Raw genomic sequence first — 21588 nt, 5'->3', positions numbered from 1 at the left:
ACGCCGATTAGCGTAGCACGCGCGCGGGATCCACGGGCTTTCCGCCATGACGAAGGTCGAACAGCAGGTGATAGCGGCTGCTGCCGCTTTCCTGACCGATGTCGCATAGCGGTGCCCCGCTGGAGACGGAGTCTCCTTCGGAGACCCTCAGCTTGTCGCAGAAGGCGTAGACGCTCTGCATGTTGTCGGCATGGTGGAGAATGACCACCTGACCCAGTTGGCGCATGCCGCTGGCAAACCGGACCTTGCCCGGCGCGGTGGCCTTGGCGACCGCCGGGGAGGGCGTCGACAGCATCATCGGCTGAAGGGTGCCGTGGGCATCCCGACCGAAACGACGCTCGACGGCGTAGTTCGCCAATGGCCATTGCCATTGGCGCGCCGAAGCGGGGAGCGGGCCGGGATCCGGAAGCGAGCGCGAAGCTGCCGGTGCTGACGCGGCACGACTGCCGCCGCTGCTCGAACCGCCGCCGATTGGCACCTGAATCAATTGCCCCACGGCCAGCCGGGAAGGGTCGATTCCCGTGTTGGCGGCCTGGACGCGCTGCGGGTCGGCACCGAAATAGCGGGCAATCGAATAGAGGGAATCACCGCGCCTCACCTGATAACGGTAGGGGCCACCGCCCGGCGCGCGTTCCTGCCGTGAGGGCAGCATCAGGCGTTGACCGATGGCCAGCTGGCGGGAGTCTACGCCAGGGTTGAAGCGCTGCAGGCGAAGCAGTGGAATGCCGGCTTGATCGGCGATCTTGCCCAGCGTATCTCCGCGTTGCACCGTCACCCAGCCGCCTCCGTTGGAGATGCTGGCTCCGCCACCGCTCGCGCAACCCCCGAGCAGTAGAATCAATCCCAGCAGTAGGAGGAGAGCGCCGCGTCTTTTTCCTGCCACCTTGCGTTCAACCATGTGTAGAAACGTTCCTTGTAATGGGCGTCGTCGTAGCTCCCCTTCAGCATCCAGTCCGGCCTGTCGAGGCGTTGCGCGATCATTGCGATATCCCGCTCGCGGCCGCAGAGGAAATCCCAGAAATTGGGTGTGCCACGACGGTAGTGCAACGTCACGTCGATGATGCCGTCCAGGCGTGACCCCAACAGCCCGATGACCTGGGCGACACCGCCGGCCTTGGGTCGCAACAGATGCCGATAGGGACTTTGCTGCTGGCGTTGCTTCTCCGGTGTGAATCGAGTCCCCTCGACGAAGTTGTAGATCGTCATGGGCATTTCCCGGGCATGTTCGCACATTCGCTGTGTCGCCCGGCGATCCTGCTCGGCCAGCCCGGGGCGGCGAGCGAGTTTTTCACGGCTGTAGCGACGCATGAACGGGAACTCGAGAGCCCACCAGGCCAGGCCGACGATGGGAACCAGGATCAGTTCCCGTTTGAGGAAGAACTTCGGCATGGCCAGGCGACCGGTCAATACGTAGAGCATGACGATGATATCGGTCCAGCTCTGATGGTTGGCCATGACCAGCCACCATTGGTTCGGCGAGAGCGACTCGGGAACATCGGCTCGAATCCGTGGGTGAATCCAGTAGCGGATCCAGGCATTGTTGGTTTTCACCCAGGCGAGTGCGATCCAGTGCAATCCGCCGAGCACCCGCAGGCGCCAGCGCCGAATCGGTGTGACCAGTTTTACCGCCGTCAGTACGATCAGAGGCACGCCCCAGAAAAGCGTGTTGAGAACCAGCAACAGGACGCTGATGCACCCTTTCAGGGTCGACATGCCATTCTCCATCAATGACTTGGCTCAATGTTACTGGAATGTCGTCAGGCTGCACAGCGCATCGGGTTCCCGTTCGCGGGGGCGACAGTGTACGGGATGGCGAGGGCGTGGCTTGGGGTGAACAGTGAGATTTGCCATTGTCGAAAAACTGACCAATTTAAGGTCAGCATGGGTAGGAACGACGACCGTTGCTGTCCGTCACCGGAAATGCACAGCGTTATCCACAGAAGATGTGAATAATTCATGTCGGTGTCGGCTGGTTACGGATGTCGCAGGATCTCGGCAAGATCGCCTCTAAATTGATAGACTGCCGCCGTTTTTGCCTCCGTTCGCGATGAGGTGCCGTTCATCGAGCCGGATCGGTGCCAACTCGTCGGATGGGTTTCTCAACCGCTGCTGTCTGGAGAATGCCGTTGCGTTCATTACCCGCGACTCTACCGATTCTGTTTCTTTGCGAAATCAGCTTCCTTCTCGGGCACGGGTTGATCATGACGCTGTTGGGCGTACGGATGTCGCTGGAGGCGTTCCCGTCGCAGATGGCAGGTCTGCTCATGTCCTGCTTTTCGCTCGGTTTCGTCGCCGGTAGCTACTGGCTGGAAAAGCGCATCCGTAGCGTAGGGCACATTCGCGTATTCGCCGCCTGTGCGGCATTGCTGGCGGCCACGGCCATCCTGCACGGGCTCTGGGTCGATCCGTGGGCGTGGCTGGTCTGGCGCCTGTTCGGCGGCGCGGCGACGGCGGGGCTGCTGATGGTGATGGAGTCGTGGGTATCCGGCGAGTCGACCAACGAAAACCGAGGGCGGGTGCTGGGGTGGTATCTGGTGATCTCGACCCTGTCGCTGGCGGGCGGGCAGTGGATGCTCAACATGGCCGACCCCGGCACGTTCGTGCTGTTTTCGGTAGCCGGCATCCTGTTCGCGCTGTCGCTGGTGCCGCTGTCGATTCACCGTATCCAAGGTCCGCTACGCAGCAGCCACGACGTGTCGGCAAAGATCTCGATGCGAACGTTGCTGGCGCGCGCACCGGTGGGCCTGGTCGGCGCGTTCGTGGCAGGGTTGATGGTGCAGGCCTTCTTCGCCATGACGCCGTACTACGGCCAGGAGATCGGGCTGACCACTGCGCAGACGGCGAAGTTCATGTCGATCACGACCCTGGTGGCCCTCATCGCCCAATGGACGCTCGGGCGGATTTCGGACCGTTTCGATAGGCGCAAGGTCATCCTGTGCATGGCGCTGGTGATGACCATCTCGGGCATTCTGATCGTGTTTGCCGCACGATCCAGCTACTGGCTGCTGGTTTTCGTGGCCAGTTTCCACACCGCGATGCTGCATACGCTCTACTCGCTGAGCCTGGCGCATACCCACGACTGGCTGGAGCCCGAGGAGACGATCCAGGCCAATGCCAAGATCCTGATGTGCTACGGGGTAGGCTCGATCGTCGGCCCGTTCAGTGCGTCTCTGTTGATGCAAGGGATGGGGCCGGACGGTCTCTGGCTGTTCCTGGGCGCAGCGGCGCTGGGCCTGGCTCTGTTCATCGTCTATCGGTTGTGGCGCCGCGAACCGGTCATGGCACCAGAGGAGCAGGAGCCTTACACCCCGTTGGTGCCGATGGTGGAATCGACGCACTACATCAACGAACTGGACCCACGACATGGGCCTTATCAGTATGAGCTGGATCTGGAGGGCGAGCCGGACCTGACCTTCGATGAGCCATCGGCTCAGCCGGCGTGAGTATCGGCCCGACAAACAGCCATGACGGGAAAGCTCTAGACATGACGGGAAAACATCCCAATGAACGACAAAAAGCCGGCTCGCGCCGGCTTTTTTGGATCTTCGCTTCCGCCTGTCTCGATCAGACGCTTTCCGGCATCAGTGCCTTGTCCTGCACGTACTGGTCGAATTCGGTGAAGCCACCGATATGCGTCTGGTCGACAAAGATCTGTGGCACGGTTTCCACCGGCTTGCCGATCGTCTTTTCCATGTCGGCCTTGGTGATGCCTTCAGCGTGGATGTCGATATAACGGTAATCGAAGTCTTCGCGAGCTTCCTTCAGCTTTTCGGCCAGATCTTTGGCGCGAACGCAAAACGGGCAACCGGGACGGCCGAAAATGACGGTCAGCATCGGTAATTCTCCTGTATCGGATTATGTATAGGCCTGAAAACGAGATGGGGCTTATTCTTTCGTATTAAACCCCGTCGGCCCAATAGAGTCTTTCTACGTGCATCATTGCGCGCCGCTATAAGCTTCATGGTGTCTGCCACCTTGAAGATCGTCAGTGGCGCGGTAACTCGAGACCGTGGCGGGACAGCGGGATCATGGCGCCACGGGACGCCCTGCATCGGCAGCACGCAGCAGGTCTCCCAGCGCACTGTGGATACCGGGAGCGCTGACCAGCAGATTCTCGCCGTAGAGTTCGACTGGGAGTCCTTCCGGACATTCGTAGAGGTGGCTCGTGCTGGCGCCGGCCTCCCGCGCGATGAGCAGCCCGGCGGCAAAATCCCATGGCGAGACGCTCTCGTAGTAGGCGTCCAGTTGGCCGCAGCCGACATGGCAGAGGTCGAGGGCGGCGGAGCCGTTACGCCGCACGTCGCGGCAGGCATGGACGACGTGATTGAGTCGCCTGATCAGCGGGGCGCGTTTGTCGCGGGCGTACGGAAAACCCGTCGCGACCAGGCTTCGCTCCAGTGTCGTCGGCCGACTGCAGTGCATCGATTCCTCGTTGAGCCGCGCCCCCTGGCCGCGCATGGCAGTGAAGGTTTCGCCGAGGAACGGTGCGTGAACCACGCCGAGCTGGACTTCCCCATCCACTGCCCAGGCGATCGATACGGCAACGTGAGCGTGCCCATAGGCAAAGTTGACGGTACCGTCGATGGGATCGACGACCCAGAGCGGGCCGCGCTGCTCGAGCTGACTGCGATCCGGCGCTAGCTCTTCGGTCAGCCTGGCTTCGCCGGGGAAGAGGGCTTCGAGTTCCTCGGCGATCATCTGGTCGACGGCCACATCCACCTCGGTCACCAGTTCGTCCCCACCCTTGTAATCGTGGGAAAAGTTCTGCTTCTGGCGTGCCTGGACGATCATGTCGCCGGCCCGGCGGGCGATACGGATCATCTGTTCGAGGCGTTGGGGGTGATTCACGTTGGGCTCCTGTCGGATGGGAAAGTGAGTCGTCAGTGTCTTACCGGACGTTTCTGCAGTTTACGTTGCAACGTGCGGCGGTGCATGCCCAGCGCCCTGGCCGTGGCAGAGATATTGCCGTCGTGCTCATGCAGGACCTTCTGGATGTGCTCCCAGGTCACGCGGTTGACCGACGGCGGGTTGTCGGCGATTTCCACATCGACATCGCCGCTTTCGCGCTCCAGCGACAGCAGGATCTCGTCCGCGTCGGCGGGCTTGCAGAGGTAGTTGACCGCGCCCAGTTTTATCGCTTCCACGGCAGTGGTGATGCTCGAGTAGCCGGTCAGCACGACGATGCGACACGCCGGGGCCACCTCCAGTAGCGCGGGCAGCAGTTTCAGGCCGGAGTCGGATTCCAGCTTGAGGTCCAGCGTCGCCAGTGCGGGCGGTGCTTCCCGCGCTGCCGCGAGGGCCTGCTCATGCGTATGGGCGACGACCACGTCGTAGCCGCGGCGGCGCATGGCGCGCTCCATGACGAAACAGAGCTGTTCGTCGTCGTCGACGATCAGCAGGCGTTCCTGCGGATTCGTCCGTTCCTGGTCACTCATTGCTGACTCCTCATCGGTGTATGGCGGACCGAGGTGACATCACAGGCTCTCGCCAGCCTTGACGCGGGGAAGCTTGACCTCGGTCAACGTACCGCCTTCTTCATGGTTGTAGAGACTGACGCCGCCACCGAACCGGTTGACGGTAGCGTGAGTCAGAAACAGGCCGATACCCATGCCCTTGCTCTTGGTCGAGATGAAGGTGTCGCCCAACTGATCCGCGATCGACATCGGTACGCCCGGGCCATGATCGCGGATATCGATGACTACCTCTTCGGCATTCCAGTCTAGGCTGGTCACGATCGCATCGGGGCTGGCATCGGCCGCGTTATTGAGCAGGTTGATCAATGCCTGCTCCAGCGTCGCGTCCACCGCAATGCTGGGCTGACCTCGCTTGCCGAGCACCTCCAGCCGGTGATGAACGTCCGGCCGCAATACCAGCCAGCGCTGGATCAGATTCTCGAGCCAGGGAGTGGCGCGGCATATCTCGGGCTTTTCCAGGCGGCGTCGGTCGGCATTGGCGACGAGGGTCTGCAGGCGCTGCTTGCAGGTATCGACCTGCTTGCGAAGCATGTCGATATCCTCGATCAATGCCGGCTGTTCACTGGCTTCGTGGCGCATTTCATTGAGCAGCACCGCCATTGTCGAGAGCGGCGAACCGAGCTCGTGAGCGGTGCCGGCGGCCTGGGTGGCCACTGCCAGGATCTGCTCGTTGCGCAACGCCGCTTCACGGGTGCGGGACAGGGTCATGTCACGGCGACGCAGCGTATGCGCCATCTTGAAGATGAAGAACGTCAGCAGGCTGCCGGAGAGAATGAAGTTCAGCCACATCCCCAGGGTATGCAGTTGCACACCAAAGACGATGGTGCTGTTGGTCAGCTGTGGAACCGGCTGGTAGAACAGCATCATCGTGGTGTAGCTGGCGGTGGCTGCCATGGCGATGATCCAGGCGTGGAGCCAGGGAAGCGTGGCGGCGGCGATGCCCAGTGGAACCAGCAGATAGGTGATGAAGGGGTTGGTCGAACCGCCGGTGTAGTAGAACAGCAGGCTCAGCCCGGCAATGTCGACCAGCCAGTGCAGCAGATATTCGGTATCGGTAACCGCCCGGGGTCTGCCAAGACGCCACCAGGTCGCGACGTTGAACAACCCCATGGCGACGATGATGCTGATGACCGGCAGCACATGCAGCTGGAATCCCAGCACTTCGATGCCGAAGATGATTGCGGCGAGAAAGCCGGTCCAGGTGATGCCGCGGACAATCGTCAAGCGAACCAGGTTGCGGTTCGGCGTCGAAAGCGGAAGCGGCTGCAGCATGGTCTCTCCGGAGTCGAGTCGGCGATCGATTGACGGGCGGCTGACTCGATATCGCTGCCCGCGTCTTCCTTATGGTAACGCATGCCGGGAAGCGGCGTGAGTGCGTTCAGGCCGTCGAGAGGGGGGAAGAGGGGCGCCCGTTTGTCGCAGGCAGGTCTGGCCGGCGAGGGATTGACAACTGGTCAGGATTCATCGACCCGCAACGGGCGAAACGGGCTTTACCGCTGTCAATGAGAGGACGTGGCATCCGTCCGGCGACAATGAACGTCGTAGACCACGCTGCCATCGGTCATGCGCAAGCTCTGTACCGCATCGTCGGGGTTGTTGTGGGGCGCCAGGCCGGCAACGATGCCCAGCGACGGGGCGTCCGAAGCAGCCCGGGAGGCATCCATCGTTACGGTATCGCCCTCGCGGAGCGGTTTGTCGTCGGCGTCATGCCCTAGAATTGGCTTCATTTCGGAGCCTCTGCGCTGGAAGTCTTTGGAATGTTTCGGCGTGAATGCCGGGGGAATGTCACAAGCAGGCTACCACGTCGCCATGCGCCCAACCCGTCGAGAAAAGACGACTTGATAGCGCTTTTTCTCATGCTGAAAGACGAGATCAAGCGCTTTTCGAGCCCAGGAAGGCTGGCATCGAGGCAGCTACAACTCTTGCGGCTCAACGCGTACAATCGCCGCCATCTAATCGCCGCTATCTTCGATTTCCCGCGAACTCACTATCGATCGATGCCGTGTGAGTCGCCTTCAGTCAGTGAAACCACTCATGTCAGATTCTCAGCTTGCGCAGGAAGCGGCCCTCCGCCGCACTTTTGCCATCATCAGCCACCCGGATGCGGGCAAGACCACGATCACCGAGAAAATGCTGCTGTTCGGAAATGCCATTCAGCTCGCCGGTTCGGTCAAGAGCAAGCGGGCCGAGCGTCACGCCACGTCCGACTGGATGAAGATGGAGCAGGAGCGTGGCATCTCGGTCACCACCTCGGTGATGCAGTTCCCCTACAACGGGCGCATCGTCAACCTGCTCGACACCCCTGGCCACGAGGATTTCTCCGAAGATACCTACCGTACCCTGACCGCCGTCGATTCCGCCTTGATGGTCATCGATGCCGCCAAGGGCGTCGAGGACCGTACCATCAAGTTGATGGAAGTCTGTCGGCTGCGCACCACGCCGATCCTGACCTTCATCAACAAGATGGATCGGGAGACACGCGATCCGATCGAGGTGATGGACGAGATCGAGACGGTCCTCGGCATGCAGTGTGCGCCAATGACCTGGCCGATCGGCATGGGGCGTCAGTTCAAGGGCGTCTACCATCTCTATGACGATGTGATCCATCTCTATACCCAGGGGCAGGGCAACCGGATTCCGGAAGACAAGCGCATCGAAGGGCTGGACAGCGAAGAGGTCGACCGGATACTCGGCGAGAGCGCGGCGGAAGAGCTGCGCATGGAGGTCGAGCTGGTACGGGGCGCTTCGCATGAGTTTGACCTGGAAGCCTATCGTCGGGGGGAGCTGTCTCCGGTCTATTTCGGCACCGCAATGGGCAATTTCGGGGTGCGTGAAATGCTCAACGGGTTCGTCGAGTTCGCACCGACGCCCCAGGCCCGGGAAACCGATGCCCGTGAAGTGGTGGCCGACGATGGGCGTTTCTCCGGCTTCGTTTTCAAGATCCAGGCCAACATGGATCCCAAGCATCGCGACCGTGTGGCGTTTCTGCGCATCTGCTCCGGCAAGTACGAACGCAACATGAAGATGCGCCACGTGCGCATTGGCAAGGATGTCAAGATCGCGGACGCGCTGACGTTCATGGCATCCGACCGGTCTCACGTGGAAGAGGCCTGGCCCGGCGATATCATCGGTCTGCACAATCACGGCACGATCCAGATCGGGGACACCTTCACCGCCGGCGAGGATATGCGCTTCCTCGGGATCCCGCATTTTGCCCCGGAACTGTTCCGCCGCGTCCGGCTCCGTGATCCGCTCAAGATGAAGGCGCTGCAGAAAGGGCTTCAGCAGCTCTCCGAAGAGGGCGCGACACAGGTCTTCCTGCCGCTCGACAACAACGATCTGATCGTCGGTGCGGTAGGTACGCTGCAGTTCGATGTGGTCGCGCACCGCCTCAAGGAGGAGTACAAGGTCGACTGCCTTTATGAGCCGGTCAACGTCAACACGGCCCGCTGGATCTACAGCAAGGATGCCAAGAAGCTCGACGAGTTCAAGCGGAAGGCCAGTACCAACCTGGCCCTGGATGGCGGGGATTACCTGACCTATCTGGCGCCGACCCGCGTCAACCTGCAGATGACCCAGGAGCGCTGGCCGGAAATCGAGTTCAGGGCCACCCGCGAGCACTGAGTGCCGGCATTGCCTGACAGGAGCGGCCTTATGAATCTTGCCGCTCCGTAATGCTTGCGCCATGCTGACGAAGGCCATTCGCGCATTGGGCAGGCGCCGATGGTTCGTACACGAGCACGAGCAATGGTTCGTTGTTGGGCAATCCGGTCGACCAGAAAAAGGAGAATGGCGATGGCTTCCAAATTCTTGAAAGAGTTTCGAGAGTTTGCCGTCAAGGGTAACGTCGTCGATATGGCGGTAGGCATTATCATCGGTGGCGCTTTCACGTTGATCGTGCAGAGCCTGGTGAAAAATGTCTTCAACCCGGTGCTCGGATTGCTCATCGGTGGTGTCGACTTCGCGAATTTCTTCGTCGTGCTCAAGGAAGGCGGCACCCCGGGGCCGTATGCAACATTGTCGGCCGCGCAGGAGGCTGGCGCCGTCACGCTGGATTATGGGCTGTTCCTGAATGCGGTTCTCAGTTTCGTCATCGTCGCCTTCGTCGTCTTTCTGCTGGTACGCACCATCAATCGCCTGAAGCGCGAGGAGGCTGTCGCTCCCCAGGCACGGACGGACAAGGCGTGCCCGTACTGCTTCATGACGATCCCCATCAAGGCGACCAAATGCGGTCACTGCACCGCTGAACTGCCTTTGCAGGAAGAGAACGTCGGGAGCTGATCATGCTTTTCGACTCCCATTGCCATCTGGATTTCGACCGTTTCGACACCGATCGCGAAGCCGTTTTCGAACGCGCTCACGCGGCCGGCGTCTCGCGCTTCCTGGTGCCGGGCACGACCCGTCAGCGTTGGCCTGCCGTGCTCGATCTAGGCGAGCGTGATGACGTCGTCGTTTCGCTTGGGTTGCACCCCTATTTCGTCGAGGCGCATGCGGACAGCGATCTGGAAGCGCTGGCGGAGGAAATCGGGCGTCACGAGCATCTGGTCGGTATCGGTGAATGCGGCATCGATGCCAGATTCGAGGATACGCTGGAGCAGCAGTGGTCGCTGTTCGAGGCGCAGCTTCAACTGGCCAAACGGCATCGGCTGCCCATCATCATTCACTGCGTCCATGCCGACGACCAGGTGGCCAAGCGGCTCAGGCAGCTCGATCTGCCGGCGCGGGGATTGATTCATGCTTTCGGGGGCAGCCCGCAGCAGGCCAGGAGATTTCTGGATCTCGGTTATAGTCTCGGGTTGGGAGGCGCGGTGACTTACGATCGGGCTAAACGACTGCATCGGGCGGTGCAGTCGATCCCCGACGACGGCTTCGTGCTGGAAAGCGACAGCCCGGACATGCCGCTATCCGGGCGCCAGGGGCAACGTAACGAACCTGCCCACCTGATGGAGACAGCCGAGTCGGTTGCCCGACTGCGAGGCCAGACACGGGAATCCGTGATCGCCAACGCGTGGGTCAACACGCACCGGCTGTTCGGTCTCGATGCTGACGGGTGAGCTTCGGTCCGTGTGTCAGTCGCCCACGATCCGCTCAGGGTCGAGACGCTCCAGCGGATAAGGCAGTTCACGCAGGGTCAGCTTGCGATCCCCCACGAACAGCGCCGATTCGCCATCCACACTGGTATTGATGACAGCGAGGATGTCGCAGCGTTCGGTGTCGTCACCGGCCGTGGCCTGGAAGATCTCTCCCACGCGCTTGTCTTCCGCGCTACGGATCTCGTCGCCGATGGCCGGTATCGAAGCGCCTTCCAGGGTAGCGATCTGCAAGCGCCGTTTGACCTGCCCGCGAAAATGCGCCCGCGCCACGACCTCCTGCCCGGTGTAACAGCCCTTGCGGAAACTGATTCCGCCCAACGCTTCCCAGTTGATCATCTGCGGCAGGAACGCATCGCTGTGTTCGGCGGTTAGCCAGGCGACGCCGGCACCGATGTCCGCGCGCCGCCACAGGGCCGTATCGGCGGGATCGGCATGGCGACGCAACGTATCCCAACGGGCAGCAGCCTGAGACGTGGGCAGGATCAATACGAAGCGTGATCGGCTGGCAGGGTGACGCAAGGCAAGAACGTCGTCCTGCTGTGCCATATGCCAGTCGAGGCGGGGCAGATCGGGAAGATCGGCCTCGGCCCATGACTCGGGCTCGCCGACCATGCCGATGATTGCCAGGTCCTCGCGATGGCGCAGCGTCATCTTGTAGAAAGGGGCGTATTTTCCCAGCTGCGTGGCCAGCGGTCCCGCCAGAGAGGCATCCAGCAGCAGCCAGTAGCGTTCGGCAGAGACCTTGAGTATCTCGGCATTGGCGATCATTCTGCCCTTGGGCGTGCAGAAGGCCGTCAACGGGGCAAAAGCGCCATCGGCGTGATCGGTGTTGGCACTGGTCTGACCTTGCAGAAAGCGAGCGGCATCGGGTCCTTCGCATTCCAGAATGCGGAAATGCGTCAGCGGTATCAGGCCATTGCCCTCGGCAAGCCGATGACCGCTTTCCGGGAAATGCCAGTCGTGATCGTTCAACTGGCGCCCGCCTGCGGCCGTGAGATGTGCCAGCCAATCGTCCATCCAAACTCTCCCGTAACAATGTTGGTGGCGTACCGGGATACCAGGTGCTTGGATATCGGTACAAGTCTGGCGTCAAGATGGCGTCGATTCCGCTGCATTGCAACGTCGGCCCCGAAAACGACGTGCTACGCTATGCTGCTGGCCTGAACGTTGTCTGAACCTTATCTGAATCTCGTTACCTGAATTGTAGAAAGGCCATCGTAAATAGAACGTAGTGGAGAAACCTGCATGTCCCGGATCAATCTGACCCTGAAAGGGGTGTCCACCCCCGAAGACCTCAACCGCGTTACCACGGCTCTGATGATGGTGGACGGTGTCGAGAGCGTCGATATCGGAAGAGAATGGGCGGAAGTCGAGGGACGCGTTTCCCGTGACGCGCTGATCAAGGCGGTGGCCTCGTTGAAGTCGGGCTATACGGCTCAGTGATTGAGTCGACGGCGCAGTGAGGCGTGGCTCGTGGATCGGTGAGGCTTGAATGACGATGCCCTTGAATGAAGATACTTTGGACCCTAATTAGTGACCATGAACAAACCTTTCAAGATCCAATCCAAGTATCGTCCGGCCGGGGACCAGCCGGCCGCCATCGAAGGGCTGGTTCGCGGCCTCGGCGCTGGCTTGTCGCACCAGACACTGCTCGGCGTCACCGGCTCCGGCAAGACCTTCACCATGGCCAACGTCGTCGAGACGCTGCAGCGCCCGACGATCGTGCTCGCGCCCAACAAGACGCTGGCGGCCCAGCTCTACGGCGAGTTCAAGAGCTTCTTCCCGGACAACGCGGTCGAGTATTTCGTCTCCTACTACGACTACTACCAGCCGGAAGCGTACGTGCCGTCTTCCGACACCTTCATCGAGAAGGATGCCTCGATCAACGACCACATCGAGCAGATGCGGCTGTCGGCGACCAAGGCGCTGCTGGAGCGTCGAGACGCGCTGATCGTGGTGTCGGTCTCCGCGATCTATGGTCTGGGCGATCCCGAGCAGTACATGAAGATGCGTCTGCACTTCAATCGCGGCGAGCAGATCGACCAGCGCAGCTTTCTGCGCCGGCTGGCCGAGCTGCAATACACGCGTAACGACGCCGATTTCCGGCGCGGGACGTATCGTGTGCGCGGCGATGTCATCGACGTCTTCCCGGCGGATGCCGAGGACGAGGGCGTGCGCATCGAGCTGTTCGACGACGAGATCGACTCGATCCGGCTGTTCGATCCGCTGACGGGAGAAGTGCGCGGGCAGGTGCCGCGCATGACGATCTACCCCAAGAGCCACTATGTGACGCCCCGCGACACGATTCTTGGCGCGATCGAGTCGATCAAGCAGGAGCTGGCGGACCGGCTCGAATATCTTCGAAAGCACGAACGTCTGGTCGAGGCGCAGCGTCTCGAGCAGCGTACGCTCTACGACATCGAGATGATGCTGGAGCTGGGTTACTGCAACGGCATCGAGAACTACTCGCGTTACCTATCGGGGCGAGCGCCGGGGCAGGCGCCGCCGACGTTCTTCGACTATCTGCCGGACGACGCGCTGCTGTTCATCGACGAGTCCCACGTCAGCGTGCCGCAGGTCGGCGGCATGTATCGGGGTGACCGTTCGCGCAAGGAAACCCTGGTCGAATATGGCTTCCGCCTGCCCTCGGCGCTGGACAACCGCCCCATGACCTTCGAGGAGTGGGAGGGCATCGTTCCGCAGACCGTGTTCGTCTCGGCGACGCCCGGGCCATACGAGGCGGAGCACGCCGGCCAGGTGGTCGAGCAGGTGGTACGCCCGACGGGGTTGGTCGACCCCGAAATCGAGGTGCGCCCGGCGAGCACGCAAGTCGACGATCTGCTCTCGGAGATCCGGCTGCGCGTCGATGTCGGAGAGCGCGTGCTGGTGACGACCTTGACCAAGCGCATGGCGGAAGACCTGACCGAGTATTTCGACGAGCACGACATTCGCGTCCGCTACCTCCATTCGGATATCGATACCGTCGAGCGGGTCGAGATCATCCGTGACCTTCGGCTGGGCAAGTTCGACGTGCTGGTCGGCATCAACCTGCTGCGCGAGGGGCTCGATATTCCGGAAGTCTCGTTGGTCGCGATTCTGGATGCCGACAAGGAAGGCTTCCTGCGCGCCGAACGTTCGTTGATCCAGACGATCGGCCGCGCCGCCCGTAACGCCCACGGCAAGGCGATTCTCTATGGTGATCGCATTACCGACTCGATGCGTCGAGCCATGGATGAAACCGAACGCCGCCGCAACAAGCAGATCGAGCATAACGAGCGGCATGGCATCACGCCGATGACCGTTACCAAATCCGTCGCCGATATCATGGAAGGGGCGCAGGCGCCGGGGCGCAAGGGCGGGCGCAAGCGAACCGAGCAGCTGGTGGCGGAAGCCCCGGGCGACTATACCCGCGAAGCTCTGAGCGCGATGAACGCGCCGCAGTTGACCAAGGAAATCGGCAAGCTCGAGGATCGTATGCACGAGGCTGCGCAGAACCTGGAGTTCGAGCAGGCCGCGAAGCTGCGTGATCAATTGCATACCTTGAAGGCGCGTCTGCTGGAGCTGGGATGAGTCGAAGCCCCGAACTTGAATCGATGGCGGGGCGCTTGCGTCAGACTCGGGTGACTGCGGTCGATTGCTGGGGCAAGGCGCTGCTGGTGACTTTTGCCGATGGCCACGTGCTCTATTCCCATAACCAGCTCTATGGCGTCTGGCGTCTCCATCGGAGCGACCGACCGCCCAGGACGAATCGCATCCTGCGTGCCCGCTTGTCGACCTCCCGACATACGGCGAGCCTCTACAGCGCTTCCGATATCTCGTTGTGGACCACGCAAACCCTGGAGCGGCAGCCGTTCCTGGCGCGACTAGGCCCGGATCTGCTGACGCATGACGTCTCGACAGGGGATATCGTCGCGAGACTGGGCGAGCGCCGTTTCGCGGGCCGTGGTCTGGGCAGCTTGTTGCTCGATCAAGGGTTCTACGCAGGCATCGGCAATTACCTGCGTTCGGAGATCCTGTTCTATGCCGGGCTCGGGCCCATGAAGCGACCCAGGGATCTGTCTGATACCCAGCGGGAAAAGCTCGCGAACAGCATCCTGACGACGATTCACCAAGCGTATCGCGAAGCGGGCGTGACCAATCGGTCAGGCTGGCGAAAGCGAATGCAGCGAGCCGGTAAACGTCGTGCCCAGTGGCGATTCGCCGTTTTCGATCGTGATGAAGAGCCTTGCCACGCCTGCGGTGCCACTATCCAGCGTGCGTCTGTCGCGTCTCGCCGATTCTATTATTGTCCTGTCTGCCAGCAGGGCTGAAGAAATCGCATCGGACCGTATTAGGGAATCGGAAGTGAAGGTTTATACCGTTATCTTTTATGCTAACACCTTGTAGCAAACTGCCAATTTCCCGTTACTCAGGTATAATTCGCGCGCTTGAAATCACCGACTCACGGGCGATGAACCCGTCGGGCAGTTACCGTGACCAGCCAGGAGTACCTTGATGACCACGATCCGTCAGGAGGATCTCATCCAAAGCGTGGCCGATGCGCTGCAGTACATCTCCTATTACCATCCCAAGGATTTCATCGATGCCATGCACGCGGCGTACCAGCGGGAAGAGAATCCCGCCGCGCGCGATGCCATCGCACAAATCCTGATCAACTCGAGGATGTGTGCCACCGGCCATCGTCCGATCTGCCAGGACACGGGCATCGTCACGGTATTCGTTCACGTCGGCATGAATGTTCGCTGGGAAGCGGACATGAGCCTCGACGACATGGTCAACGAAGGCGTTCGCCGCGCCTATACACTGCCGGATAACGTCCTTCGTGCATCAGTCCTGGCCGACCCCGATGGCAAGCGCCAGAACACCGGCGACAACACGCCGGCGATCATCCATCACAAGCTGGTGCCGGGCGATACGGTGGAAATTCATGTCGCTGCCAAGGGCGGCGGTAGTGAAGCGAAATCCAAGTTCGCCATGCTCAATCCGTCGGATAGCGTCGTCGACTGGGTCATGGAACAGCTGCCCAAGATGGGGGCGGGCTGGTGTCCGCCAGGCATGCTGGGTATCGGCATTGGCGGAACGGCGGAAAAGGCGATGGAGCTGGCGAAGGAAGCGCTGCTCGATCCCATCGACATTCAAGCGTTGCAGGCCCGTGGCGCCAGCAACCGGGCCGAGGAGCTGCGTCTCGAGCTGTTCGAGAAGGTCAACCAGAGCGGCATCGGTGCTCAGGGGCTGGGCGGTCTGACGACAGTCCTCGACATCAAGGTCAAGGACTATCCGACCCACGCCGCCAACAAGCCGGTCGCCATCATCCCCAACTGCGCGGCGACGCGTCACGTCCATTTCACTCTCGATGGCAGCGGTGCGGCCGAGCTGCCGGCGCCGAAGCTCGACGACTGGCCGGAAATCACCTGGGAGGTCGGCGAGGGCGTACGCCGCGTCAATCTCGACGAAGTCACCCCTGAAGCCGTGCGCGAATGGCAGCCTGGCGATACCGTACTGCTGTCGGGCAAGCTGCTGACCGGGCGCGACGCTGCCCACAAGCGGATGGTCGATATGCTGGCCAAGGGCGAGAGTCTGCCGGTCGATCTGAAGAACCGGTTCATCTATTACGTCGGGCCGGTCGACCCGGTGGGCGATGAAGTGGTTGGGCCGGCCGGGCCGACCACCGCCACCCGCATGGACAAGTTCACGCGGACGATGCTAGAAGAGACCGGCTTGCTCGGCATGGTCGGCAAGGCGGAGCGCGGACCGCTGGCGATCGAGGCCATTCGCGACAATCAGGCGGTATACCTGATGGCTGTCGGTGGCGCTGCGTATCTGGTGGCGCAGGCCATCAAGAAAGCGGAAGTCATCGCTTTCGATGACCTGGGTATGGAAGCGATCTACGAGTTCGAGGTCGAGGACATGCCGGTCACGGTAGCCGTGGATCATCTGGGTACGTCGGTTCACCAGACCGGGCCTGCCAAGTGGAAAGAGATCATCGCCGAGCGAGTTTGACGGTCAAGCACGGCATCATCCTGGTTGCGCGGAACCTGTCCGAAGCGTCTGTCGGAGAGAAAAGCGCTGAAAGAAGAGGGCCCTGTGGGGCTCTCTTCTTTTTTCGGTATGATAATGCTTGGCGATTTTGGCGAGAGCGACGACATGATGCGATGTGGTGAACGATGGCGGACATGACCTGGCTGATCGGTATGCTGCTGTTCGTTACCCATGTTGCGGGCATTGTCACGGCAATCGTGGCACTGATGTCGAGCCGTACCTCTCAAGGCGCTGTCGCCTGGATCGTCACGTTGCTCAGCTTCCCCTACATTGCCGTGCCCATTTTCTGGACTTTCGGTCGACCTCGGTTCTACGGCTATGTCTCCGCACGAGGCGAGCGCGATACCGTGCTTCGTCAGGTCCTGCAGCGCTATCGCCCGCAGACCGAGCCTTATATCTCACGCCCGGAGACCGCAAGCGGCCGCATTCGTGCGGTCGAGGGGCTGGCGCGGATGCCGATGACCCAGGGCAATCGGGCCGAGCTGCTGGTCGACGGCGACGAGACTTTCGAAAGCCTGTTCGATGGCATCGATCATGCCGAAACGTACATTCTGGTCCAGTTCTTCATCGTCCGAGCCGACGAGATCGGCATGGCCTTCAAGCGGAAGCTGATCCATCAGGCCGAGCGTGGCATCAACGTCTACTTTCTCTACGACGAGATCGGCAGCCGAGGGCTCTCCGGCGGCTATCTGCGGGATCTCGAGGAGGCGGGAGTCCGTGTCTCGGCCTTCAATTCGTCTCGCGGTTGGCGGCATCGTTTCCAGATCAATTTCCGCAATCATCGCAAGATCGTGGTGGTCGACGGGCGCGAAGGGTGGACCGGCGGACTCAACGTGGCCGACGAATATCTGGGGCGCGTCGAGCGATACGGCAAATGGCGCGACACGCACCTCAAGCTCCAGGGGCCGAGCGTGCTGGCACTTCAGGAAGCCTTCTGGGAAGACTGGTACTGGGCAACGGGCGATATTTTGGCACTGGGCTGGAAACCCCAGCCCGTATCGGGAACGTCCCAGCACGTTGCCGTCGTGCCTTCCGGGCCGGCCGATGGAAGAGAAACGGCAAGCCTGCTGGTGCAGCATGCCATTCACGGGGCCCGACACCGTCTTTGGGTGACCAGCCCCTATTTCGTTCCCGACCATGGCGTTCAGGATGCGCTGACGTTGGCCGCGCTGCGAGGAGTCGACGTGCGTGTGCTGATCCCCGAACGACCGGACCATCTGCTGGTGTTTCTCTCGGCCTTTGCCTTCCTGCCGGAAATGATTCGTAACGGTGTTAAAATATACCGTTATCAACCTGGCTTCCTACACCAAAAAGTCCTGCTCGTGGATGACCACACCTCAATGGTAGGGACGGTCAATCTCGACAATCGGTCCTTTAGGCTGAACTTCGAAATCACCGCCTATATACCCGACAAGTCCTTCGCCGCTACCGCATTCGACATGCTCGAGAAGGATTTCGCCAATAGCCGCCAAGTCAGCCAGCGTGAGCTTGCCGAGCGCCCGCTCTGGCGCAAGCTGCTCTCGCGGGCCACTTACTTACTGTCACCCGTACAATAATGACGCAGCCTTTACTGCCGGCCTGACGGCCGGTTAGCAGAATGGATGCCGGAGGCTTCATTGAATCTTGAAACCAAATGGCTCGAAGACTTCGTTGCCCTAGCCAATACGCGCAGTTTCTCGGGATCCGCACGTCAACGACATGTCACGCAACCGGCTTTCAGCCGTCGGATTCGCTCGCTGGAGCAGGCGATCGGGGCCACTCTGGTGGATCGCTCGACGACACCGGTCAGCCTGACACCGGAAGGCCAGCTCTTTCTGGTCACTGCGCGCAATATCGTCGAGCAGCTCAACGATAGCCTGGCCCATGTTCGCGGCCTGGCAATGGACAACGAGGCGCTGGATATCGTCGCCGCGCATTCGCTGGCCCTGGCATTCTATCCGCCCTGGATTTCGCGCTTGCAGAAGGGGGTCGGTGAACTGCCGACGCGCCTGGTGGCGATGAATGTGGGCGATGCCATCCACGTGCTGCGAGAGGGCAATTGCGATCTGATGCTGGCGTATCACGATCCCTATGCCACCATGCAGCTGGACGCGGAGATATTTCCCTCGTTCTCCATCGGCCAGGTCAAGATGCTTCCCGTGAGCGTGCCGGACGCCACCGGCGGGCCGAAATTCTCCTTCGATGGAGAAGGCGCGATACCGTTTCTCTCCTACACTCAGGGCGCTTTTCTTGGCCGCAGCGTACGCATGCTGCTCAAGAACGAGCCTGGGCGCATGCGATTGAAAACGGTCTATGAAACCGCGATGGCAGAAGGACTCAAGGGAATGGCGCTTCAGGGTGTCGGTCTCGCCTGGATACCCGATTTCTGCATTCGTGACGAACTGGCCAACGGCAAGCTGGTCCGTGCGGCGGGGGACAACTGGGATATCCCGCTGGAAATTCGCCTCTATCGTTGCTCGCTGGTACACAAGCCCGGCGTGGAAAAGCTGTGGCGACGCATGATGAAGCTGCCGAGCGACTTCTTGCGGGCCTGAGTCGAGCCAGGCCGAGAAAGCGACGGGCGTCGGAGCGGCATCACGGGCAGGGTAGGTCGCAATCTCGTCTAGACTATTGATATCGGCGAAACAGCCCTTTGGCAGAGATTCCCAGAGTTCGTCTGCACCTCGCGGGGTGACAGCCAACAACAAGGAACCAACGTGACAGCCCTCCATTCCAACACCATCTCCTTCTTCAAGTACTGGAGCGCAGTGGTTCGCGATTCCGTCAAGCTGTGGCTCGACCGCAACGCTTTCAGCTATGCCGGTTCGCTGGCGTTCTATACGCTCTTTTCCTTGGCACCGACGGTGATCATTGCAGTCAGTGTGGTCGGGTTGTGGTTGGGCGAAGATGCCGCCCGCGGGGAAATCGTGGCTCGGTTGCAGAATACCCTGGGGCCTTCGGCGGCCAACGCGATCGAAGATGCCGTGGCGCAATCCAGTATCGAGGCTTCGGGCATTCTGCCCACCATCATCGGTTTCGTGACGCTATTGATTGGCGCGACCACGGTTTTCGGTCAGATGCAGTTCTCGCTCAATACCATCTGGAGCGTCGCGCCCAACCCGGACCGGAACAGCGTTCTGCTGTTTGCCAAGAAGCGTCTGCTATCCATGGCAGTGGTACTGGCCATCGGCTTCGTGCTGATGGTGTCGCTGGTGCTTGGCGTGATCCTGCGAGTGACTTTCGATTACGCGGGTGACTGGGTGCCAGGCAGCGTTTTTCTGCTGGACATGGCCCAGTTTGCGCTATCCATCGTGGTCGTGACGCTGTTCTTCGCCACGATATTCAAGGTGTTGCCGGACGTCGTGCTTTCCTACCGCGACGTACTGCTGGGCGCTCTGGTGACGGCGGTGCTGTTCATCATCGGGCGCAATGCCATCGCCGCCTATCTGGCACATACCGCAACGGCATCGACCTATGGGGCGGCCGGCTCGGTCGTGCTGGTTCTTTTGTGGGTGTATTACTCGTCGCTGATTCTACTGTTTGGCGCCGCGTTTACCCGGACGCATGTCCTGGCCAAAGGCGGCCATGTCATACCTCGCAACACGGCAGTCGTGATACGCCATGAAGTGATTACCAAGGAGAATTCATCTCATGACCCATCGGACGATCAAAGCTCGGGTGAGCGGGCGAGTGCAAGGCGTTAGCTATCGTGAGCATGTACGTCGCCACGCGGAGCGCTGGGGCATCACCGGACATGCGATCAACCTCGAGGATGGCCGGGTCGAAGTGGTTGCCTGCGGTGAGGCTGTCGCCATTGCCGAGCTGATCGATCAATTGTGGGAAGGTTCACCAGCGGCCGACGTGACCGACGTCGCCGTGGAAGAAGCCACACTCGCGGCGCCGGCGAGCTTCACCACGGGCTGACGCCGAATGACAACGAACTCGCCCGACCGCTGCGAATAGCGATCGGGCGAGCGCGCCTCAGGGAGAGGGGTAGGTCGTGAGCGTTTCGACGATCCAGTCGATCACGCCCGGGCCGTTGGCGTTCAGGCAGACCTCAGCCGCCGTCCCCTGCGACCAGCGCGTATCCACGAACTCCCGCTGCTCCGGCGCCATCACCGTCTGGCCTTCGGCCAGCCCATCGGTAACCACGCTCAAATAGCCTCGCTCGACGCTGAAGAGATCGGGGCGGAGCAGCCAGACCAGCGCGCAACTGTCATGGGGGCAGCAGCCATCGATGCCCAGCGCCTGCTGGTAGAACCGACGATAGAAGGCGTAACTTTCATCCAGCACCTTCCCCAGCGCCCCTTGGGCTCCGACGATCCGCGCCATGCTCTGCGGGTCCAGCACGCAGCGATGCGTCGCGTCCAGCCCGACCAGCGTGAGCGGCCAGTCCGCCTGCAAAACCCTGGCGGCGGCGTGAGGATCATTGAAAATGTTGGCTTCCGCGACCGGCGTCACGTTGCCGCCTTCTCGAATCGAACCTCCCATCACCACCACTCGCTTGACCTTGTCGACCAGACTGGGGTCGAGCTGCAGCGCGGCGGCGAGATTCCCCAACGGCCCGACGGCTACCAGAACGACTTCGCCAGGGCGGGCATTGACCTGGTCGACGATGAACTGGGCGGCGCTCTGTTTCAGTGCCTGGGTCGTGATGTCGGGTAGCGCGATATTGCCCAGGCCATTGTCTCCATGGATGTGGCCCGGCGGCGGATTCTTGCGCTTGACCATCGGCCCCGCCGCGCCCTGGGCGACCGGGATCGATTGGCCGGCTAGCTCGGCGAGCAGCAGCGCATTGTGGGTCGCGACCTCGATCGTGACGTTGCCGAAAGTCGTCGTCAGCCCCAGCAGCTCGATCTCGGGGTGAGCCAGCGCGATGGCGATGGCTTGTGCGTCATCGACACCGGGATCGGTATCGAAAATGATGGGTATGGGCATGCTAGTTCCTGGGTTCGATCTCGTTGCAAGCCAGCCAAGGCGCTGGCCATGAAAGGTTGATGATC

21 protein-coding genes are annotated in these 21588 nt (G+C 61.2%); 12 read left to right on the top strand and 9 right to left on the bottom strand.

The window, feature by feature from the left end; genetic code table 11:
• Positions 1 to 7 precede the first annotated feature (7 nt).
• Positions 8 to 898, bottom strand: a complete 891-nt coding sequence (locus BC443_RS01505; RefSeq protein WP_083387147.1) for a LysM peptidoglycan-binding domain-containing protein — start codon at positions 896 to 898, stop codon at positions 8 to 10.
• Entirely contained in the window at positions 838 to 1713 is an 876-nt protein-coding gene (locus BC443_RS01500; RefSeq protein WP_071230073.1) for an acyltransferase, read from the bottom strand. The genes BC443_RS01505 and BC443_RS01500 overlap by 61 nt, the downstream gene beginning before the upstream one ends.
• A 377-nt stretch (positions 1714 to 2090) precedes the next feature.
• Here BC443_RS01500 and BC443_RS01495 point away from each other — a divergent pair, with 377 nt between their 5' ends.
• Positions 2091 to 3443 (top strand): MFS transporter, encoded by a 1353-nt coding sequence (locus tag BC443_RS01495; protein WP_348769664.1) that lies wholly within the window; start codon positions 2091 to 2093, stop codon positions 3441 to 3443.
• Positions 3444 to 3564: 121 nt separating this feature from the next.
• Here the strand turns inward: BC443_RS01495 and BC443_RS01490 are convergent, their stop codons facing one another.
• The 5 genes from BC443_RS01490 to BC443_RS01470 all read right to left on the bottom strand — a co-directional run bounded on the left by BC443_RS01490 (position 3565) and on the right by BC443_RS01470 (position 7201).
• Entirely contained in the window at positions 3565 to 3834 is a 270-nt protein-coding gene (locus tag BC443_RS01490) for a GrxA family glutaredoxin (protein WP_071230072.1), read from the bottom strand.
• Positions 3835 to 4026: 192 nt separating this feature from the next.
• The gene (locus BC443_RS01485) at positions 4027 to 4848 is read right to left on the bottom strand and encodes an inositol monophosphatase family protein (protein ID WP_247643190.1); all 822 of its coding nucleotides are present in this window, start codon (positions 4846 to 4848) and stop codon (positions 4027 to 4029) included.
• Positions 4849 to 4880: 32 nt separating this feature from the next.
• On the bottom strand, positions 4881 to 5435 hold the full coding sequence (locus BC443_RS01480) for a response regulator transcription factor (protein WP_071230070.1): 555 nt from the start codon (positions 5433 to 5435) through the stop codon (positions 4881 to 4883).
• A 39-nt stretch (positions 5436 to 5474) separates the two neighbouring features.
• Positions 5475 to 6746, bottom strand: coding sequence for an ATP-binding protein (locus BC443_RS01475; protein ID WP_071230069.1), 1272 nt, complete (start codon positions 6744 to 6746; stop codon positions 5475 to 5477).
• 227 nt (positions 6747 to 6973) lie between these two features.
• Complete coding sequence (locus tag BC443_RS01470) at positions 6974 to 7201, bottom strand: hypothetical protein (protein WP_071230068.1); 228 nt, start codon at positions 7199 to 7201, stop codon at positions 6974 to 6976.
• Positions 7202 to 7508: 307 nt separating this feature from the next.
• Between BC443_RS01470 and BC443_RS01465 the strand changes: the two genes are divergently transcribed.
• The 3 genes from BC443_RS01465 (at position 7509) to BC443_RS01455 (ending at position 10528) form a co-directional block, all read left to right on the top strand.
• Positions 7509 to 9098, top strand: a complete 1590-nt coding sequence (locus BC443_RS01465) for a peptide chain release factor 3 (protein ID WP_071230067.1) — start codon at positions 7509 to 7511, stop codon at positions 9096 to 9098.
• 165 nt (positions 9099 to 9263) lie between these two features.
• Positions 9264 to 9755, top strand: a complete 492-nt coding sequence (gene mscL, locus BC443_RS01460) for a large-conductance mechanosensitive channel protein MscL (RefSeq protein ID WP_348769663.1) — start codon at positions 9264 to 9266, stop codon at positions 9753 to 9755.
• A 2-nt stretch (positions 9756 to 9757) separates the two neighbouring features.
• Positions 9758 to 10528 (top strand): TatD family hydrolase, encoded by a 771-nt coding sequence (locus BC443_RS01455; RefSeq protein ID WP_071230065.1) that lies wholly within the window; start codon positions 9758 to 9760, stop codon positions 10526 to 10528.
• Positions 10529 to 10543: 15 nt separating this feature from the next.
• Here BC443_RS01455 and BC443_RS01450 read toward each other — a convergent pair whose 3' ends face one another.
• Positions 10544 to 11584, bottom strand: a complete 1041-nt coding sequence (locus tag BC443_RS01450) for a folate-binding protein YgfZ (RefSeq protein ID WP_083387146.1) — start codon at positions 11582 to 11584, stop codon at positions 10544 to 10546.
• A gap of 228 nt (positions 11585 to 11812) precedes the next feature.
• Between BC443_RS01450 and BC443_RS01445 the strand changes: the two genes are divergently transcribed.
• From BC443_RS01445 to BC443_RS01410, 8 genes are all read left to right on the top strand, one after another.
• A complete protein-coding gene (locus tag BC443_RS01445; RefSeq protein WP_071230064.1) occupies positions 11813 to 12010 on the top strand; it encodes a hypothetical protein in 198 nt (65 codons plus the stop codon).
• A 96-nt stretch (positions 12011 to 12106) separates the two neighbouring features.
• Positions 12107 to 14137 (top strand): excinuclease ABC subunit UvrB, encoded by a 2031-nt coding sequence (gene uvrB / locus BC443_RS01440; RefSeq protein WP_071230063.1) that lies wholly within the window; start codon positions 12107 to 12109, stop codon positions 14135 to 14137.
• Complete coding sequence (gene nei, locus BC443_RS01435; protein ID WP_083387145.1) at positions 14134 to 14877, top strand: endonuclease VIII; 744 nt, start codon at positions 14134 to 14136, stop codon at positions 14875 to 14877. Before uvrB ends, nei begins: the two co-directional genes overlap by 4 nt.
• A 184-nt stretch (positions 14878 to 15061) precedes the next feature.
• Positions 15062 to 16567: a fumarate hydratase gene (locus BC443_RS01430; RefSeq protein ID WP_071230061.1), complete on the top strand. Its 1506-nt coding sequence runs from the start codon at positions 15062 to 15064 to the stop codon at positions 16565 to 16567.
• A 173-nt stretch (positions 16568 to 16740) separates the two neighbouring features.
• Entirely contained in the window at positions 16741 to 18162 is a 1422-nt protein-coding gene (cls, locus tag BC443_RS01425; protein WP_071230060.1) for a cardiolipin synthase, read from the top strand.
• A gap of 60 nt (positions 18163 to 18222) precedes the next feature.
• The gene (locus tag BC443_RS01420; RefSeq protein WP_071230059.1) at positions 18223 to 19140 is read left to right on the top strand and encodes a LysR family transcriptional regulator; all 918 of its coding nucleotides are present in this window, start codon (positions 18223 to 18225) and stop codon (positions 19138 to 19140) included.
• 162 nt (positions 19141 to 19302) lie between these two features.
• Entirely contained in the window at positions 19303 to 20289 is a 987-nt protein-coding gene (locus BC443_RS01415) for a YihY/virulence factor BrkB family protein (protein ID WP_244179844.1), read from the top strand.
• Positions 20276 to 20509: an acylphosphatase gene (locus tag BC443_RS01410; RefSeq protein WP_244179843.1), complete on the top strand. Its 234-nt coding sequence runs from the start codon at positions 20276 to 20278 to the stop codon at positions 20507 to 20509. The genes BC443_RS01415 and BC443_RS01410 overlap by 14 nt, the downstream gene beginning before the upstream one ends.
• Before the next feature lie 57 nt (positions 20510 to 20566).
• Here BC443_RS01410 and BC443_RS01405 read toward each other — a convergent pair whose 3' ends face one another.
• Positions 20567 to 21523, bottom strand: a complete 957-nt coding sequence (locus BC443_RS01405) for a nucleoside hydrolase (RefSeq protein ID WP_071230057.1) — start codon at positions 21521 to 21523, stop codon at positions 20567 to 20569.
• Between the last annotated feature and the right edge of the window lie 65 nt (positions 21524 to 21588).

It is taken from the genome of Salinicola sp. MIT1003, from assembly GCF_001858555.1.
Lineage (GTDB): Bacteria > Pseudomonadota > Gammaproteobacteria > Pseudomonadales > Halomonadaceae > Salinicola > Salinicola salarius.
Note: the sequence above shows the minus strand (reverse complement) of the source record. Positions and strands in the feature narration are given on the sequence as shown.